Source organism: Rhodobacter capsulatus (assembly GCF_005144475.1).
GTDB classification, from domain to species: Bacteria; Pseudomonadota; Alphaproteobacteria; order Rhodobacterales; family Rhodobacteraceae; genus Rhodobacter; species Rhodobacter capsulatus_C.
The window spans coordinates 1-17667 of record NZ_SWJZ01000053.1; the positions used below are offsets into that span (position 1 = coordinate 1).

Below are 17667 nucleotides of genomic sequence, written 5' to 3' on the forward strand. Positions count from 1 at the left end.
CGCCGTCACGGTGGCGCGGCCGGGCGGCGGCTTGGCGCCCGCCGCGGCAGAGGCGACGGGGGCGGCGCCGCGCGGCGGCGAGCAGGTCCGCACCCTGACGCTGGAGGAATTTCAGGCGGAACAGTCGATCCTGCTCTGGATCGAGGGGATCAAGGCCTTCCGCGATGATCCAGCGCGGGCGCTTGGCTATGGTCTGCGACCGCAGTCGGTCGCCGATCTGGTGGCGGAGCTGATCCATGCCGCCCGCCGGACCGGCCTGTCCGGGCGGATGGCAGAGCGGCTTGCAGAGCTGAATTTCGGCCTGACGGTGGAGCGGCTGGCGCCCACCGCCGCGGTGCTGACCGCGGAAATGATCAATGATTTCGTCGCCACGCTGGGCATGTCGGCGCTGCCCGAGACGGCGCGTCCGACGGTGACGCCGCAAGACGGGCCGCCGCGTCCCGCCTTTGCGCGCCGTCGCGGGCAGGATGACGTGGCCGGGCTGCCCGCGACGCCGCGCGCCACCGCCAGCGACATGTGGGAGGATTGGGCCTTCGCGCTGGACGCGGTGATGGATGCGAATGCGCGCGACGGGCTGGGCGGCGACATCGACATCGAACAGAACCTGCGTCTGGGCGCGATCCTGGCGGGCATGCAGCGGGAGGGCGGGCGATGACGCTGACGGTCCTGTGCGATCCGTCCCGCAGCGCCGGCGGGCATGCGCTTGTGCGCGTTGACGGCGGGGCGGAGCTGCCCGACGAGGTGACGGTTTCGGTGTTCGAAACCTATTCCGAACGCTGGCTTGCGCCCTCGGCGCAGGACGGCCCGGCGGGGATTTCCGTCGGCGCGCCGAACTGGCAGGCCGGGCGGCACCAGTTCGGCCCCTACCGGGTGCAGCGCCGCGACGGCGGGGCGGAAATCGCGATCGGCCCGGAAATCGTCAACAAGATCGAGGGCTATACCCAGGTCAGGATCGTCGCGGGCCCGGTCGAGGGCCAGCTGTTCTGGCCCAACGACATCGAGCCGCTCGATCTGGCGAGGCAGCGCATCGGCCTGCAGGTCGCGCGCAAGACCGCCACGTCGGCATCGGAGCCCGCCTTGCGCCGCCCCGATGCCGCCGAGGCAAACCCGCCGCCGCTGCCGCCCGAAGTGCCGATGGCAGAGCAGGACAGCGCCGGGATCGCGGCCCCCGACCCAAGGCGCCGCCGCTGGCTCTGGCTGGTCCTCGCGCTGGCGCTGGTGCTTTTGCTGGCGCTGCTCGGGCTCGGCTATTCCCGATACCTGCAGCAGCAATGGCCGTTTTCGGCCGCGGTGGAGACCCCGCCAGCCCCGGAACCGACGCCAGAACCGACACCGACACCGGCCGCCGCGACGCCACCGCCGCAGGCCGATCCCTGCACGCCCGAGGCGCTGGGCGCGCTGGGCGACATCACCGCGATCACCCGGGCCGCCGGGGCCTGCGGCCAGCGGGTGGGGCGCGACCAGATGCTTGTCTTCGTCGAGACCGCGGCGCAATCGGGCGATGCGGCGGCGCTGTTGCTGTTCGGCACGCTTTACGACGCCGCCGTCACCGATCCGACCGTCGAAACGCAACTGGGGCTGAGCTTCGCCGATGCGCCCGCGCAGGCGGCCGATTACTATTCCCGGGCCCGCGCGGCGGGCTCGGCCGAAGCGACCGGCCGGTTGACCGCGGTCTGTGCCCGGTTGCGCGCGGCGGAAGATACCTTGTCACGGGGGGCGCTTGATGATTTTTGCCGCTAGGACCGCTCTGGTCGCGCTCGGGCTCGCCCTCGGACTGGCCGGGGCGGAGCTGCAGGCCCGTCCGCTGCTGATGGAGGGCAAGCAGGCGACGTTTCAGCGGGTGCTGACCCGGCCCGCGACGCAGGTCTTTGCCGCCCCCGACGGCGCAGTTCTGCAGACCGAAGCCGCCTTTCACCCGTTTTACGTCTATGAACGCCGGGGGGACTGGCTGCGGATCGGCACCTCGGCCTCGGCGGGGCCGACCGGCTGGGTCAAGGCCGGGTCGGTGGTCGACTGGAAGCAGAACATCACCGCCGCCTTCACCAATGCCGCCGGACGCAGCCGCCAGGTGATGCTTGAGGACCGCGCGACGCTGGAAGCCCTGATGCAGGACGAGGACGTCCGCGCCCGGCTGGCCGATCTGGTGGCGCAAAGCGACAGCGGCCATGTCGATCCGGCGCAAAAGGTGGTGTCGGTGGAACCGGCCGAATTCCTCAACATCCGCGAGAAGCTTTACCTGATGCCGATCCTCTCCTTCGAGGAGATCCTGCATCCGCTGACCTATGAACCCGACCTGCTGCTGGAACTGGCCTCGATCCCGCAGCGGGCGCAATCGCAGCCCGCGGCCGCGCCGCCCTCGCCCTTTGATGCCGGGGTGGTCTTCGTCATCGACACCACCCGCTCGATGCGGCCCTATATCGACCGCACCCGCGCCGCGGTGGCGCGGATCGTGCAGTCGCTGCGCGCCACCGATCTGGGCGCGCGGGTGCAGTTCGGGGTGATCGGCTTTCGCGACAACCCCGCCAGCGATCCGGCCGGGATCGGCTACCGCACCCGCACGCTCGCCCCGCTGGCGCGGCGGGCCGATCAGGCCGAGGTGCTGGCGGCGCTGGATGCGGCGGCCGAGGTGGCGACGGTCTCGACGCCCGGCTTCAACGAGGACAGCATGGCCGGGGTCGAGGATGCGGTGAGCACGATCGACTGGACCGGCGGCGGCGCCGATCCGTTCGAGGGGCGCTACGTGATCCTGATCACCGATGCCGGGCCCGATGCGCAGGACGACCCCGATGCCCGCTCGCAGATCGGCCCGGCGGAATTGCGCGCCGATGCCGAAGCGCATGGCATCGCGGTGCTGACGCTGCATCTGCGCACCCCCGCCGGGGGCGAAGCGCAGCACGGCTATGCCGAGGCCGCCTATCGCCAGCTCTCGGGCTTTGGCGGCCGGGATTTCTACTATCCGATCGAAAATGGCGACGAAGCGGTCTTTGCCGCCACGGTCGAGCGCATGGTGGTGGCGCTGACCGACACGATCCGCACCGCGATGGGTCGGCAACCCGCCCTGCCGCCCGAAGCGGGGGGCGATGCGCGGATTGCCGAACTGGGTCTGGCGATGCAGCTGGCCTGGCTGGGCGGGCAGCCCGGGGTGGCGCCGCCCGACATGCTGCGCGGCTGGATGTCGGAAAAGGCCGTCGAAGACCCGCGTCGGCTGGCGGTCGAACCGCGGCTGCTGGTCAGCAAGAACGAGATGGCGACGATGGCGGAGCTGTTGACCGAAATCGGCACCGCGGGCGAGCGCAACCGCAGCGCCGAGGAGACCGACGCCTTTTTCGACCAGATCCAGTCGGTGATCGCGCGGATGGCCCAAAACCCGGACCGGCTGATCGATGCCGAGGCCGGATCGCTGGGCGGCGCGCTGGAATTTCTGGAGGATCTGCCCTATCGCAGCCAGCTTCTGTCGATCGACCGCACGATCTGGGCGCAAAGCGCGGTGCAGCGCCGCGAGATCCTGGACGGGTTGCACCGCAAGATCGTGCAATATCGCAAATGGCTGCTGGATCCGACGGTCTGGACCCCGCTGGAGCCGGGGGCGCCGGACGGGGAATATGTCTTTGCCATGCCCTTCGACGTCCTGCCCTGAGATGCGGCAACGGGGGGTGCTCGGGATCGACCAGCTCGCGACGACCCTGTCGAAGGGGGGGCGCAGCTTCACCCTGCGCGTCGAGGCGCTGGAGCTGGTCTCGGGCGAGGTGCTTTGCGTCACCGGCGCCAGCGGCACCGGCAAGACGCTGTTTCTGGAACTGCTGAGCCTTCTGCGCGCGCCCGAGCCCCCGGCCCGGTATCGCTGGACCGACCTTGACCTTCGGCAGACCGATCTGGCGCGGCTGTGGCTTTCGGGGCCGCGCGGCACCGGGCTTGCGCGGATGCGCGGCGCGCTTTTCGGCTTCGTGCCGCAGGCGGGGGCGCTGGTGCCGTTCCTGTCGGTCCGGGCCAATGTGGCGCTGACGCAGGAGATCAGCGGGCGGCGCGATCCCGCCCGGGTCGCGGCGCTGCTGGACCGGCTCGGGCTGACGGCGCTGGCCGATCTGCCGCCCTCGGCGCTGTCGATCGGGCAGCGGCAGCGGGTCTCGATCGCGCGGGCGCTGGCGCATTGCCCGGCCTTCGTGATCGCCGACGAGCCGACGGCGGCGCTGGATCCCGACGCGGCCGATGCGGTGATGCAGCTGCTTCTGGACACCGCGCGCGAGGACGGCGCGGGGGTGGTGCTGTCGTCGCATGATCTGGCCCGGGTGGAGCGGCTGGGCACGCGGCGGCTTGAGTTCGTCGCCCGCGAGCTGCGGCCGGGGCTGGTGCGGTCCGAGGCACGGGAGGTCGGATGCTGATCGTTTCTCTGGCGCTGCGCGACCTGTTCCGCGACCGGCTGTTTCTGCTGTGCAACGTCGCGGTGATGGTGGGGGTTCTGGTGCCGCTCCTGATCCTGTTCGGGGTCAAGAACGGCGTCTATGCCGCGCTGATCGGCCAGATGATGGCCAATCCCGCCAGCCTGCAGATCGACAGCCGGGGCAATGCCGAGCTGACCGAGGCGCAGATCGCGCCGCTGCGCCGCTGGCCCGAGGTCGCCTTCGTGACGCCGAAGGTCCGCAGCCAGTTCGATTACGTGACCGTCCATCACGCCGGGTCTGCGGTCTCGCTGCGCGCGGCCCTGCTGATCCCCTCGGGGGCGGGCGATCCGAACCTGCCGCCGGGGCTGGGGCTTGGTCCCGCAGAGGTCGCGGTCTCGGCGGGGCTTGCCCGGCAGATGCAGATCGTGACCGGCGACACGGTCGATCTGGTGACCCAGGCCGAGACCCGGCCGAAACAGCTGCGCCTGCCGATGACGGTGCGGGCGGTGCTGCCCGAAACGGTGAGCGAGGGGCGCAGCGTCTTTGCGCCCTTTGCCGCGCTGGAGACGGTCGAGGCCTTCTATGACGCCTATGCCCTGCCCGAACACGGCATTTCCGAGGGGCGGCCGCTGGCGGAACGAGTTGCGACCTATGCGGGGGTGCGGCTTTATGCGCGCCGGCTGGAAGATCTGGGACCGCTGCAGCAACGGGTCGAGACGGCGCTGGGGCTGGCGACCTCGGCGCGCAGCCGCGAGGTGGCGATGCTGCTCGGGCTGGGGCGCAATCTGGATCTGGCGCTGGGGCTGACCACGGCGCTGGCCTGTTGCGGGCTGGCGGCGGCGCTGCTGTTCGGCTTCTGGTCGGATGCGATGCGCAAGCGGGGCACGCTGGCCGCGCTGGCGATGCTCGGCCTGCCCGCCCGGGCGCTGGCGCTGCTGCCGCTGGTGCAGGCGCTGGCGACGGCGCTGATCGGGATCGCGGTGTCCTTCCTGCTTTATGCGCTGGCCGCCCGGGTCGCCACCCGGATGTTCGGCGCGGATCTGGCCGCCGGGGGCAGCATCGCAAGCATCAGCCCGGCGCAGGCGGGGGCGATCATCCTGTCGGTTCTGGCGCTGGTTCTGGTGTCGGCGACGCTCTCGGCCTGGGCGGCGCAGCGGGTCGATCCGGCCCGGACCCTGCGGGAAGGAGCCTGAGCGATGCGGTTGGTGCCAATCCCGGCTTTTGCGCTGGCACTTGCGGTTCTGGCCGCGCCGCAGCCGGGCGGGGCCGATCCGGCAACCGAGGGTCCCGCAACCGAGGTTCCGGCGATTGACTGGCCGGTCGCGCTTTACGACCCCGGCGCGGCGGCGCCCGGTGGCAGCCCGGCCGATCTGGTGCTGCCGATGCCCTGCGGCGGGGCGATGGCGTTCCAGCGCGTCGACGTGCCCTCGGATGCGGGCGATCCGCTGTCGGATCTGCGGATCCGGCTGGGCCGGTCGGACCCGGAAAAGGGCTATGCGGAATATCTGCGCCAGACCTGGCTGCGCGGCGGCTTTGCCGGGGCGACCCCGGCCAGCACGCATTATTTCATCGCCCGTTACGAGCTGACCGAGGGGCAGTTCAACGCCCTGACCCGGCCCTGCGGCGCGGCCGGACGCAAGGACCGGCTGGCGCAGGGCGGGCTGAGCTGGCTTGCCGCAGTCGATCTGGCCGGGCGCTACACCGAATGGCTTTACGGACATGCCGCCGCGGCCCTGCCCCGGCAGGATGGCGCGCTGCCGCATCTGCGTCTGCCGACCGAGACGGAATGGGAATTTGCCGCCCGTGGCGGCGCGCGGGTCGATGCGAACCAGTTCGGCGCCGCGCGCTTTTTCACCGAAGGCGCGCTGGACGATTACGCCCTCCATTTCGCCCCCGGCTCGGCGCGCGGGACGATCGGCCCGGTCGGGCTGCGGCGGCCAAACCCGCTCGGGCTTTTCGACATCTATGGCAATGTCGAGGAGCTGATGCTGGACCCCTTTCATGTCAACCTGTTCGGCCGTGATCAGGGACAGGTGGGCGGGCTGGTGACGCGCGGCGGCTCGGTCCTGTCGAGCGCCGAGCAGATCTATTCGGCCGCGCGCACCGAATATCCGCCGTTTCAGGCCCGGACCGGCAAGGCCACCGCGCCCGAGACTTTCGGGCTGCGGCTGGTGCTGTCGATGCATGTCGCCACCTCGGATGCGGAGCTGACGCGGCTGCGCGATCACTGGCTGGCGCGGGCGACCGAAGGGGAAGGCGGCGGCGGGCAAGGCGGGACGCAGCCGCCAGATCAGGCCGGGGCGCTGGCGGAGATCATCGAGAACGAGCTGGATCCGCAGCGCCGCACCGCCCTTGTGGCGCTGCAGGCCGATCTGCGGGCGGCGCGCGACGCCGAAACCGCGGCGCGGCGGCAGTCGGCCGGTTCGACGCTGCTGGCGGGCACGATCTTCAAGGCCTCGCTGATCCAGACCGAGGCGGAGATCGGGCGGCTTGTCTACAACGTCAAGACACTGATCGATCTGCAGGCGGTCGCGCCCGATCCGCAGCGGCAGGTCCAGATCGAGACGCTGGGCGCGCGGCTGCGCGCGACCCGGGCGCGGCAGCACGAATTCCTGTTGTCGATGTCGCGCGCCCTGACCACGCTGTCCGCCGACATCTCCGAAACCGATGCCCGCGCCGGATACCGGGAGCTGCGCGAGTCGCTTCTGCTCTCGGCGGAACAGGCGCTGGTGGTCGGGCTGGATCAGTTCTGGCGCGATCTGGCGCGCTACAGGCTGCGTCCTGACATGGATCAGGCCGAACTTCTGTCGCTGGCACTGACGAAATGACATCAAGGAGAGGCATGATGACCCCGGTTCTTCGCACGACCCTGATGGCGATGCTGCTGGGGACCATGGGCGGCGGCGTTCCGGCGCGGGCCGAGATGACCGGGGAATTCGGCAGCGTGATCCGGATCCAGCGCGCGGCCTTCGGCCCCGATGCCGGAGAGATCACCTTTGACGAATTGCCGCCGGGCAGCCGGAACCCGATCTATGCGCCGCCCACCTATGGCGCCCCCGAGGGCGGGGTGATCGTGGGCTTTGGCGGTTTCTTCGAAGGTCAGGCGATCGGCACCGCCGCGACCTGTCCGCCCGGGGCCGCCCTGACCGGCTGCGTGATCGGCACGCCGCTGGCGCCGCTGCGCCTGGCGCAGACCGCGCCCGCGACGCAGATCAAGCAAGACGGGGCGAACCCGCACAGCCCCTCGCTGTCGGGAACGCCGGTGTTCAACGGCCCGGTCACGATGATCTTCGATCGCGACGTCGCCGGGGTCGGGCTGGCCGGGGGCTATTTCAACACCCCGCAATCGACCGCGATCCAGGCCTTTGACCGGCAGGGACGGCTGATCGGCGGCGTGCGCAACATCGGCACCGGGATGGAATATCTGGCGCTGGTCACCGGCGACGGATCGGACCGGATCGCCGGGGTTCAATTCTCGCTGGTGGGGGCGGAACAGGCCGGATTCGCGATCGACGACCTGTCCTTCGGCAAGTCCTCGCAGCTCCTCAGGGAAAACATCGCGGAGCTTGCCGCGCAGGCGGCACAGCCGCGCACCCCCGCTCTGGAGGCGGGGATCCAGCTCAGCCAGCCGCGTTCGGAGTGATCCGGCCCCCGGCCTTGCCGGGCCCGGCGGCATTTTCCGCCCCGACATCGGCGCAAGCGCAACGGATTTAAGGCTTCTTTCACTCCCCTGCCCGATGATCGGCCAGCGGCATTCCAGAATGGCGGTGCCTGAAACAGATCCGGGCCCCGACGGGCCCCTTCAGGGTGAGTGGCAGAATGTCCCTTCTCAGCACGATGACGACGGCCGAAATCGCGGCTTTGTCGACCTCGGTCATGTCCGGTCTGACGACGGGCGACATCGTCGGCGTCAGCCCGGAACAGATGCGGGCGCTGGGCGCGGCACAGATCCAGGCGCTGTCGACCGATTTCGTCTCGGGGCTGACGCCGCTGCAGATGCAGATGCTGACCACCGACCAGTTCGCCGCGCTGCTGTTTCCGCAGATCGCCGTGCTGAACACCGTCGCGCTGCGCGGCCTTTCGACCGAGGCGATCGTCGCACTGACCACCGAACAGGCGGCGGCGCTGACCTCGGCGCAGGTCGCGGCGCTCTCGACGCTGCAGATCAGCGCCTTTGAAACCGCCGATCTGGCGATGCTGGGACCGGATGCGGTGATCGGCCTCACCTCGGCGCAGATGCGGGCGCTGGCCACGCGGCAGATGGCGGCGCTGACCGTCGATCAGCTCAATGTGCTGACCGCGACCGCCGCCGCCGCCGTCAGTTCGGCGCAGTTGGCGGCGCTGGGCACGGCGCAGATCGCCGCGCTGAACGAGCCTGCGGTGGCGGCGCTGGGCACGGCGGCGCTGCGCGGGCTGGCGACCGAGGATATCGTGGCGCTGAGCGCCGACGCGGCGGCGGCGCTGACCGCGACGCAGGTCGCCTCGCTGAGCACCGAGCAGCTGGCGGCCTTCGAGACGGTCGATTTCGCGCATCTGGGCACCGCGGCTCTGGCCGGGCTCGGCTCGGCGCAGATCCGCAGCCTGTCCACCGACAAGCTGGCGGCGCTGGCGACCGAGCAGATGGCGGGGCTGTCGAGCGGCCTGATCCAGGCGCTGGGCACCGATCAGATCGGCGCCTTTTCGACGGCGCAGATCCGCGCGCTGGGCAGCCGGGCGGCGCCCGCGCTGAGTTCGGCGCAGCTGGCGGCGCTGTCCGCCGCGCAGATCGGCGCCTTTTCCGGCGCGACCTTTGCGGCGATCGGCACCGCCGCGCTGAAGGGGCTTTCGACCGAGGACATGGCGGGGCTCAGCACGCTCGAACTTGCGGCGCTGACCGGAACGCAGATGGCGGCGCTGAGCACTGCGCAGCTGGGGGCGCTGGGCACGCCGCAGATCGCCGCGCTGTCCGAGGCGGCCGCCGAGGCGCTGAGTTCGGCGCAGATCGACGCCTTGTCCACCGCGCAGATCGCGGCCCTGGGCAGTGCGGCCTTTGCCGCGCTGAGCACGGCGGCGCTGCGGGCGCTGGCGAGCGAGGATATCGTCGCGCTGACCCAGGCGCAGGCGGCGGCGATGACCGAAACGCAGGTGGCGGCGCTGAGCACCGAACAGATCGCGGCGCTGGAAGTCGAGGATTTCGCCCGGCTGTCGGGCGAGGCGGCGGCCGGGCTGGGCGCGGCGCAGATCGGCGCGCTGAAAGAGGCGCATCTGGCGGCGATGGGCACGGCGATCCTGTCGGGTCTGGGCAGTGCGGCGGTGGCGGGGTTCAGCACGGCGCAGGTCAGCGCGCTCAGCACGACGCAGCTGGCGGCGATCAGCGCGACCGGCGCGGCGGGGTTCGGCTCGGCGCAGCTGGCGGCGCTGGAGACCGGGCAGATCGCGGCGCTGGCCACCGCGGCGATCGCGGGGCTGTCGACGGCGGGGCTGCGCGGGCTTTCGGCCGAGGATATCGCGGCGCTGACGACGGCGCAGGCGCGGGCGTTGAAATCGGCGCAGGTCGCGGCGCTGTCGACGGCGCAGATCGCCGCGTTGGAGACCGAGGACATGGCCGTGCTCGGGTCGGCCGCGCTGTCCGGGCTGGGCTCGGCGCAGGCGCGGGCGCTGAGCACGGCGCAGATCGCGACGCTGGGCACGGCGCAGATCGCCGGGCTGACCGGCGCGGCCGTTTCGGGGCTGAGCACGACGCAGATCGGCAAGCTGAGCACCGAACAGATCGGCGCGCTCTCCAGCCTTGCGGTGGCCGGGCTCGGCTCGGCGCAGGCGGCGGCGCTGAGCACGGCGCAGATCGCGGCGCTGGCCTCGGCGACGGTGGCGGCGCTGGGCACGGCGGCGATCCGCGGCCTTGGGACCGATGACATCGTGGCGCTGACGACGGCGCAGGCGGCGCGGCTGGGCTCGGCGCAGGTCAGCGCGCTGACCAGCACGCAGATCGCGGCCTTCGAGGCGGCGGATCTGGCGCAGATCAGCGCGACGGCGCTGGCCGGGCTCGGTTCGGCCACGATTGCCGGGCTTTCGGGCGCGCAGATCGCGGGGCTTTCGACGCGGCAGATCGCGGGCCTGACGAACACCGCGATCCCGGGGCTGAGCGCGACGCAGATCGCCAGTTTCGGCACCGCGCAGATCCGCGCGCTGTCGAGCAGTGCGGTGCGCGGGCTGACCTCGGCGCAGATGGCGGCGCTGAGCACGACGCAGCTGGCGGCGCTGAGCACCGCCAGCCTGACGGCGTTGAGCGCGAATGCGATCAAGGGCCTCGGCACCGATGATATCGTGGCGCTGACGACGGCGCAGGCGGCGGCGCTGGGCTCGGCGCAGCTTCTGGCGCTGTCGAGCACGCAGGTGGCGGCGCTGGAAACCGCCGATCTGGTGCGGCTCGGGGTCGAGGCGCTGGCAGGTTTCGGCGCGACGCAGATCAAGGGGCTGTCGACGCGGCAGATCGCGGCGCTGCTGGCCGATCAGGTCGCCGCCCTGTCGCAGGAGGCGGTGACGGCGCTGGGCACGACGCAGCTGGCCAGTCTGGGCACCGATCAGGTCGCGGCGCTGACCAGTGCCGCCGTCGGCGGGCTGGGCTCGGCGCAGATCGCGGCGCTGAGCACGGCGCAGATCGCGGCGCTGGCCACCGACAGCTTTGCCGCGCTGGGCAGTGCCGCGCTGAAAGGGCTTGCGACCGGTGACATCGTGGCCTTGACCGGCGATCAGATGGCGGCGATGACCTCGCAGCAGGTCGCGGCGCTGAGCACGGCGCAGCTTGCGGCGATCGAGGTCGAGGATCTGACCCGGTTGTCGACGACGGCGCTGGCCGGGCTCGGCTCGGCGCAGATCAAATGCCTGAGCGGCGCGCAGATCGGCGTCCTTGGCACCGATCTGATCGCCAGCCTGTCGAGCGCGGCGATCGCCGGGCTGACCACCGGCCAGATCACCGGCCTGACCGCCGATCAGGTGGCGGCGCTGTCAAGCACCGCCGCCGGGGCGCTGAGTTCGGCGCAGATCGCGGCGCTTGACACGGCGCAGATCGCGGCCTTCAGCACGGCGGCGATGGCGGCGCTAGGCACGGCGGCGCTCAAGGGGCTGAGCGGTGCGGCGGTGACGGCGCTGAGCGGCGATCAGGTCGGCGCGATGACCTCGACGCAGGTCGCGGCGCTCAGTTCGCAGCAGATCGCGGCGCTGGAAGCGGGCGATCTGGCGCGGCTGACCACCACCGCGATGCCCGGGCTTGGCTCCGCCCAGGTCAAGGGGCTGAGCCTGACGCAGATGGCGGCGCTTGGCACCGAACAGGTGGCCTGCCTGAGCAGCACGGCGCTGGGCGCGCTCTCTACGGCGCAGGTTGCGGCACTGGCGGGCGATCAGCTGGCGGCGCTTTCGGCCGGCGGCGGCGCCGGGATGGGCTCGGCGCAGATCGCCGCGCTCTCCACCGCGCAGATCGCCGCGCTGTCGACGGCGGCGCTTTCGGCGCTGAGCACCTCGGCGCTGGCGGGCCTTGGCACGAATGACATCGTCGCGCTGACCGCCGAGGCGGCGGCGGCGCTGGTCTCGCGGCAGATCGCCGCCCTGACGACGACACAGATCGCCGCCTTCCAGACCGAGGATCTGGCGCAGATCGCCAGCACCGCGATCCGGGGTCTGACCTCGGCGCAGGCACGGGCGCTGTCGATGGCGCAGCTGGCCAGCCTTTCAGCCGATCAGGTCACCGCGCTGTCCAGTGCCGCGCTGGCGGGATTTGGCACGGCGCAGGTCGCCAGCTTGTCTCTGGAACAGCTGGACGCGCTCTCGGCCACGGCCGCGCGCGGCCTGAGCGCGGCGCAGCTGACGGCGCTGAGCACGGCGCAGGTCGCGGCGCTGTCGACGGCGGCGATCGGCGGGCTGGGCACCGCCGCGCTGACCGGGCTGGGCACCAATGACATCGTCGCGCTGGGGGGCGAGGCGGTGGCGGCGCTGACCTCGTCTCAGATCGCGGCGCTGAGCACGGCGCAGATCCGCGCGATCGAAACCGCGGATCTGGGCCAGCTGGGCACGCTGGCGCTGCAGGGGCTCGGTTCGGATCAGATCGTCGGGCTGAGCACGGCGCAGATCGCGGCGCTGAGCCTTGCGCAGGTGGCACGGCTGAGCACGGCGGCCATCCTCGGGCTGAGCACGGCGCAGCTGGCGGGGTTCACGGTCGAGCAGATCGGCGCGCTGTCGGCCACCGCGGCCCGGACGCTGACCGCGACGCAGGTGGCGGGCTTCGCCACCGAGCAGATCGCGGCGCTGGGCACGGCGGCGGTGGCGGCCCTGGGCACGACGGCGCTGGCGGGGCTGGGCACGGCGGACATGGCCGCGCTGAACGATGCGGCGGTCGCGGCCCTGACCTCGGTGCAGCTGGCGGCCCTGAGTTCGACCCAGATCGGCGCGCTTGAGACCGACGATTTCGGCCGTCTGTCCAGCACGGCGATGGCGGGCTTCGGGGCGGCGCAGGTTGCGGGGCTGGGCACGGCGCAGATCGTCGCGCTGGGCGCGACGCGGATCGGGCAGCTGGGCACGGCGGCGATCGCGGCCTTTTCGACCGGGCAGATCGCGGCGCTCTCGACCGATCAGGCGCGGGCGATTTCCGGCGCGGCGGCCCGCGGCTTCAGCGCGGTGCAGGTGGCCGCCTTCACCACCGGCCAGATCGAGGCGCTGAGCACGGCGGCGGTGGCGGCCTTGGGCACGGCCGCGCTGGCGGGCCTTGCCACCGAGGATATCGCGGCGTTGACCACGGCACAGGCGGCGCGGCTGACCTCGGCGCAGATCGGGGCGCTCTCGACCGCGCAGATCGCCGCGCTGGAGACCGAAGATCTGGCGCAGATCGCCCCCTCGTCGCTGCAGGCGCTGGGGTCGGCGCAGCTTGCCGCGCTCTCGACGCGGCAGGTGGCGGCGCTGTCGACCGGGGCGATCGGCGCGCTGAGCACGGCCGCGCTGAAGGGGCTGGGCACGAATGACATCGTCGCCCTGACCACGGCGCAGGCGGCACGGCTGAGTGCGGCGCAGATCGCGGCGCTCGGCACGGCCCAGATTGCGGCGCTGGAAACCGCGGATATCGCACAGCTTTCGGTCTCGGCCATGGCGGGGTTCGGGACGGCGCAGATGGCCAGCCTGAGCACGGCGCAGATCCGCGCCCTCGGCACGGCGCAGATCGCCCGGCTGACCAGCGCGGCCATCGCCGGACTGACGACGACGCAGGTCGCGGCGCTGACCACGGCGCAGGTCGCGGCGCTGTCGAGCGCGGCGGTCACCGCGCTGGGCTCGGCGCAGCTGGCGGCTTTCGGTACGGCGCAGATCGCCGCGCTGGGCAGCGCGGTCATCCCGGCGCTGACCACGGCGGCGCTGCGCGGGATGGAAACCGCCGATGTCGCGGCCCTGACCGGGGCGCAGGTCGCGCGGCTCGGCTCGGCGCAGATCCGGGCGCTCTCGGCGGCGCAGATCGCCGCCATCGACAGCGCGGATGTGGCGCAACTGGCCCCGGCGGCGATCTCCGGGATCGGCGCGGTGCAGATGGCGGCCTTTGCCAGCGGGCAGATCGCCGCGCTGACCGAGATGCAGGTGGCGCGGCTCGGATCGGCGGCGATCGCGGGGCTGAGCGCCGCGCAGATCGCCGCGATGACGACCGCGCAGATCCGCGCCCTTGCGGCGGCGGCGGCCCCCGCTTTCGGCTCGGCGCAACTGGCGGCCTTCGAGACCGAACAGATCGCGGCGCTGAGTTCCGGCACGGTGGCGGCGCTGGGCACCGCGGCCCTGCGCGGCCTTTCGACGGCGCAGATCGCCGCCCTGACCACGGCGCAGGCGCCGGTTCTGAGTTCGGCGCAGATCGCCGCGCTGAGTGCCGCGCAGATCGCCGGTTTCGAGACCGAAGATCTGGCGCGGCTCTCGGCGACGGCCTTTGGCGGCCTTGGTTCGGCGCAGCTCGCCAGCCTTGACACCGCACAGATCGCCGCGATCAGCGCGGCGCAGATCGCCCGGCTTTCCGCCACCGCGATCACCGGGCTGACCACGGCGCAGGCCGCGGCGCTCTCGACCGATCAGGTGCGCGGCATCTCCTCCACCGCGATCCGCGCGCTCAGCGCGACGCAGATCGCCGCGCTGTCGACCGATCAGGTGGCTTCGATCGGCACTTCGGCGCTGGCGGCACTTTCGACCGCGGCCCTGGGCGGGCTTGGCACCGAGGATGTGCGGGCGCTGACAACCGCGCAGGCCGCAAGCCTGACGCTGAGCCAGATGGCGGCGCTGACCACGGCGCAGGTGCGGGCGCTGGAAGCGCAGGATCTTGCCCGGATCAGCGCCGCGGCGATCGTCGGCCTTGGCACGGCGCAGATCGGCAGCCTGGCCAGCGCGCAGGCGGCGGCGCTGATGACCGCGCAGGTCGCCAGCCTGACCACGGCGCAGATCCACGCGCTGAGCACCGCCGCCGTCGCGGCGCTGAGCACGGCGGCGATCCGCGCCCTGCGCTCGACACAGATGGGGGGCTGGACCACGGCGCAGATCGCGGCCTTCACGCTCGATCAGATCACCGCGCTGGAAACCGCCGACATCCGCGCCCTGACCGGAACGCAGGTGGCCGCCTTCACCGAGACGCAGCGCGACGCGATGACGGCGGCACAGATCGCGGCGCTGTCGCTTTAAGCGGCGGCCGCGGGCCGGTCGAGCAGATAGCGGCGGCTCTGACGGTCGAAGCCGGTGATCGCCAGACCGGCGGCGAAGGCCTCTTGCAGGGCGGCGCGCAGGCGCATCCGTTCGGCCAGGGCGCGGGCCGGATCGGCCTGCAGGAGCGCATCGATATCGGCCGGGATCCCGGCCTCGACCGCGGTCTGCGGCGCGGGCAGCGGCTGGCCCGCGGCCCGGGCGACGACCCACGGCGCATCGAGCTGCCAGACCGCCATCACCCGGTCCGAGGGCAGCCCGGCATTGATCCCCGGCATCGGCCCGTAATAATCGGGCAGATACTCCTGCGCCGTCGCGCCCAGAACCGCGATGTTCAGCCCGGCATTGATCGCGCGCAGGGGATCATAGGTCCAGCGCACAAGCCGGATGCCGCGCGCCAGACACCAGTCGCGCTGGAACCATTTCAGCCGCGCCCCCAGACCCAGACCGCGCGCCTTTTGCGACACCGCCAGCCGGTGCGAATGCTGCACCCCGGGCGTGGCGCTGGGAAAGCCGAACAGAAAGCCCAGCATCTCCTCCCCGGCGAAGGCCCCGGCAACCAGCGCGCCTTCGTGCTGCAGCGCCAGCATGATGTCGCTGTTGTCGGGCCGCTCGCCCTCGCCCCAGACCTCGACCTGAAAGCGCTCGGCCAGTTGCAGCTCGGCGACGCCTTCAAGCTCGCGCAGGATCACCGCGGCGTTCATGGCCGGATCTCCTCGGTCGAGCGGGTGACGCTGTTCAGGAACGGCCGATCCAGCGTCACCCCGATCCCCGCGCCGTTCCCCGGCACCGGCATCAGCCCGCCCGTGGCCTCCAACGGTTCGGCGATGATGTCGCGGTGGAAGTAGCGGCTGGCCGAGGAGGTGTCGCCCGGTTTGGTGAAATTCGGCAGCGTCGCCAGATGGATGTTGTGCGCCCGGCCGATCCCGCTTTCCAGCATGCCGCCGCACCAGACCGGGGCGCCGAAAGCCTCGGACACGTCATGGATCGCCTTCGCCGCCGTGTAGCCGCCGACCCGGCCGACCTTGATGTTGATCACCCGCGCCGCCCCCGCCGCCAGCGCCTTGCGGCAATCGGCGGGCGTGCGGATCGATTCATCGAGACAGATCGCCGTGGCGATTTCGCGTTGCACCAGCGCGTGATCGTGGATGTCATCGACGGCCAGCGGCTGCTCGATGTAATCCAGATCGAAACGGTCCATCGCCCGCAGCGTCGACAGATCGGCCAGACCGTAAGCCGTGTTCGCATCGACCGTCAGCTTGACGGCGGGAAAATCGCGCCGCACCGCCTCGAGCAGCTTCAGGTCATGCCCCTGCGCCACCTTCAGCTTGATGCGCTTATAGCCCGCGGCCTCGGCCTCGGCGATGCGCTCAAGCGTGCGGTCGATCGGCGTGATGCCGAGCGACACCCCCACCGGCACGGCCGCGCGCACGCCGCCCAAAGCCGCGCAAAGCGGCAGGTTCAGCGCCTTCGTCCACAGATCCCAGAACGCCAGTTCGACCAGCGCCTTGCTCATCTTGTGCCCGCGCCAGGGGGCGAGCAGCGCCGTCAGCTCGGCCGGGTTGCCGATCCGCTTGCCGACGATCTGCGGCAGGATCAGCTCGCGCAGGAAAGCCAGCGCCCCGGGCAGGGTCTCCTCCAGATAATCGGGATAGGGATCCATCACCCCCTCGCCATAGCCCTCGACCCCCTCGGCGCGCAAAGTCAGCAGCGGAAAGGTCTTGTCGGTCTGGGTCTGGTTCGACACGGTGAAAGGGGTGATCAGCGGAAGGTTGACGACGCGCAGCTCGGCGCTGTCGATCGTCAGCCCGGCAAAGGCTTGGGTCATGCGATGTCTCGGCGGGTTTTGGAGATGAAACGGGCGAACACCTCGGTTTCGGGGTGATCGAAAAGCTTGTCGGGCGGGCCCTGTTCGGCGATCCGGCCTTCGTTGAGGAAGACAACCTCGGTCGAGACGTCGCGGGCGAAGGCCATCTCGTGGGTGACGACGATCATCGTGCGCCCCTCGGCGGCCAGATCCTGCATCACCTTGAGGACCTCGCCCACCAGTTCCGGGTCCAGCGCCGAAGTGGGTTCGTCAAACAGGATCACGTCGGGTTCCATCGCCAGCGCGCGGGCGATGGCCACGCGCTGCTGCTGCCCGCCCGAGAGCATCGCCGGGTAATGGTGCATCCGGTCGGCCAGACCGACGCGGGCCAGAAGCGCTTCGGCCAGATCGCGGGCCTCGGCCTTGGCCATGCGCTTGACCTGCACCGGGCCTTCCATGACGTTTTCCAGAACGGTGCGATGGGTCCAGAGGTTGAACTGCTGAAACACCATGCCCAGATGGCGGCGCATCCGCTCGATCTGGCGCTGATCGCCGATGCGGCCGTTGCGGAAGACGATCTCCTCGCCATGCACGGCGACGGAACCCGAATTCGGAATTTCCAGACAGTTCAGGCAGCGCAGAAAGGTCGATTTGCCGGACCCCGAGGTGCCAAGGATCGAGATCACGTCATGGTTGCGCGCGCCAAGGGTGATGCCCTTGAGCACCTCCTGCGCGCCGAAGCTCTTGTGGATGTCCTGCGCGCTCAGCACCAGATCGGTTGCGGTTTTCGGGGGCATG

The 17667-nt window shown here is 71.4% G+C and carries 11 protein-coding genes; 8 read left to right on the forward strand and 3 right to left on the reverse strand.

Going from position 1 to position 17667, the window contains the following annotated elements; genetic code table 11:
- From FBT96_RS12675 to FBT96_RS21315, 8 genes are all read left to right on the forward strand, one after another.
- Nucleotides 1–655, forward strand: a 655-nt coding sequence (locus FBT96_RS12675) for a virulence factor SrfC family protein (protein ID WP_249306477.1), incomplete at its 5' end; no start/stop codon positions are given.
- On the forward strand, nt 652–1740 hold the full coding sequence (locus tag FBT96_RS12680) for a hypothetical protein (protein ID WP_136907198.1): 1089 nt from the start codon (nt 652–654) through the stop codon (nt 1738–1740). The genes FBT96_RS12675 and FBT96_RS12680, both read left to right, overlap by 4 nt.
- Nucleotides 1724–3637, forward strand: a complete 1914-nt coding sequence (locus tag FBT96_RS12685; RefSeq protein ID WP_136907200.1) for a vWA domain-containing protein — start codon at nt 1724–1726, stop codon at nt 3635–3637. Before FBT96_RS12680 ends, FBT96_RS12685 begins: the two co-directional genes overlap by 17 nt.
- Nucleotide 3638: 1 nt before the next feature.
- Nucleotides 3639–4379 (forward strand): ATP-binding cassette domain-containing protein, encoded by a 741-nt coding sequence (locus FBT96_RS12690; RefSeq protein ID WP_169583427.1) that lies wholly within the window; start codon nt 3639–3641, stop codon nt 4377–4379.
- Entirely contained in the window at nt 4373–5572 is a 1200-nt protein-coding gene (locus FBT96_RS12695; protein ID WP_136907204.1) for an ABC transporter permease family protein, read from the forward strand. The genes FBT96_RS12690 and FBT96_RS12695 overlap by 7 nt, the downstream gene beginning before the upstream one ends.
- A 3-nt stretch (nt 5573–5575) precedes the next feature.
- Complete coding sequence (locus tag FBT96_RS12700; RefSeq protein ID WP_136907206.1) at nt 5576–7207, forward strand: SUMF1/EgtB/PvdO family nonheme iron enzyme; 1632 nt, start codon at nt 5576–5578, stop codon at nt 7205–7207.
- 17 nt (nt 7208–7224) lie between these two features.
- On the forward strand, nt 7225–8022 hold the full coding sequence (locus FBT96_RS12705; RefSeq protein ID WP_249306479.1) for a PEP-CTERM sorting domain-containing protein: 798 nt from the start codon (nt 7225–7227) through the stop codon (nt 8020–8022).
- Between the two features lie 176 nt (nt 8023–8198).
- Complete coding sequence (locus FBT96_RS21315; RefSeq protein WP_136907210.1) at nt 8199–15044, forward strand: hypothetical protein; 6846 nt, start codon at nt 8199–8201, stop codon at nt 15042–15044.
- Here FBT96_RS21315 and FBT96_RS12715 read toward each other — a convergent pair.
- The 3 genes from FBT96_RS12715 to FBT96_RS12725 are packed head-to-tail and all read right to left on the reverse strand — an operon-like array spanning nt 15041 to nt 17666.
- On the reverse strand, nt 15041–15766 hold the full coding sequence (locus tag FBT96_RS12715; protein ID WP_136907212.1) for a GNAT family N-acetyltransferase: 726 nt from the start codon (nt 15764–15766) through the stop codon (nt 15041–15043). The two genes, FBT96_RS21315 and FBT96_RS12715, sit on opposite strands and share 4 nt — an antisense overlap.
- On the reverse strand, nt 15763–16890 hold the full coding sequence (menC, locus tag FBT96_RS12720; RefSeq protein WP_136907214.1) for an o-succinylbenzoate synthase: 1128 nt from the start codon (nt 16888–16890) through the stop codon (nt 15763–15765). The genes FBT96_RS12715 and menC overlap by 4 nt, the downstream gene beginning before the upstream one ends.
- A complete protein-coding gene (locus FBT96_RS12725) occupies nt 16887–17666 on the reverse strand; it encodes an ABC transporter ATP-binding protein (protein ID WP_136907216.1) in 780 nt (259 codons plus the stop codon). Before FBT96_RS12725 ends, menC begins: the two co-directional genes overlap by 4 nt.
- Nucleotide 17667 lies beyond the last annotated feature (1 nt).

Bases quoted from the DNA above. Each gene is read 5' to 3' on its own strand.
- FBT96_RS12685 (WP_136907200.1), top strand. From the start codon at position 1,724: ATGATTTTTGCCGCTAGGACCGCTCTGGTCGCGCTCGGGCTCGCCCTC.
- menC (WP_136907214.1), bottom strand. From the start codon at position 16,890: ATGACCCAAGCCTTTGCCGGGCTGACGATCGACAGCGCCGAGCTGCGC.
- FBT96_RS12700 (WP_136907206.1), top strand. From the start codon at position 5,576: ATGCGGTTGGTGCCAATCCCGGCTTTTGCGCTGGCACTTGCGGTTCTG.
- FBT96_RS12680 (WP_136907198.1), top strand. From the start codon at position 652: ATGACGCTGACGGTCCTGTGCGATCCGTCCCGCAGCGCCGGCGGGCAT.
- FBT96_RS12725 (WP_136907216.1), bottom strand. From the start codon at position 17,666: ATGCCCCCGAAAACCGCAACCGATCTGGTGCTGAGCGCGCAGGACATC.
- FBT96_RS12715 (WP_136907212.1), bottom strand. From the start codon at position 15,766: ATGAACGCCGCGGTGATCCTGCGCGAGCTTGAAGGCGTCGCCGAGCTG.
- FBT96_RS21315 (WP_136907210.1), top strand. From the start codon at position 8,199: ATGTCCCTTCTCAGCACGATGACGACGGCCGAAATCGCGGCTTTGTCG.
- FBT96_RS12705 (WP_249306479.1), top strand. From the start codon at position 7,225: ATGACCCCGGTTCTTCGCACGACCCTGATGGCGATGCTGCTGGGGACC.
- FBT96_RS12690 (WP_169583427.1), top strand. From the start codon at position 3,639: ATGCGGCAACGGGGGGTGCTCGGGATCGACCAGCTCGCGACGACCCTG.
- FBT96_RS12695 (WP_136907204.1), top strand. From the start codon at position 4,373: ATGCTGATCGTTTCTCTGGCGCTGCGCGACCTGTTCCGCGACCGGCTG.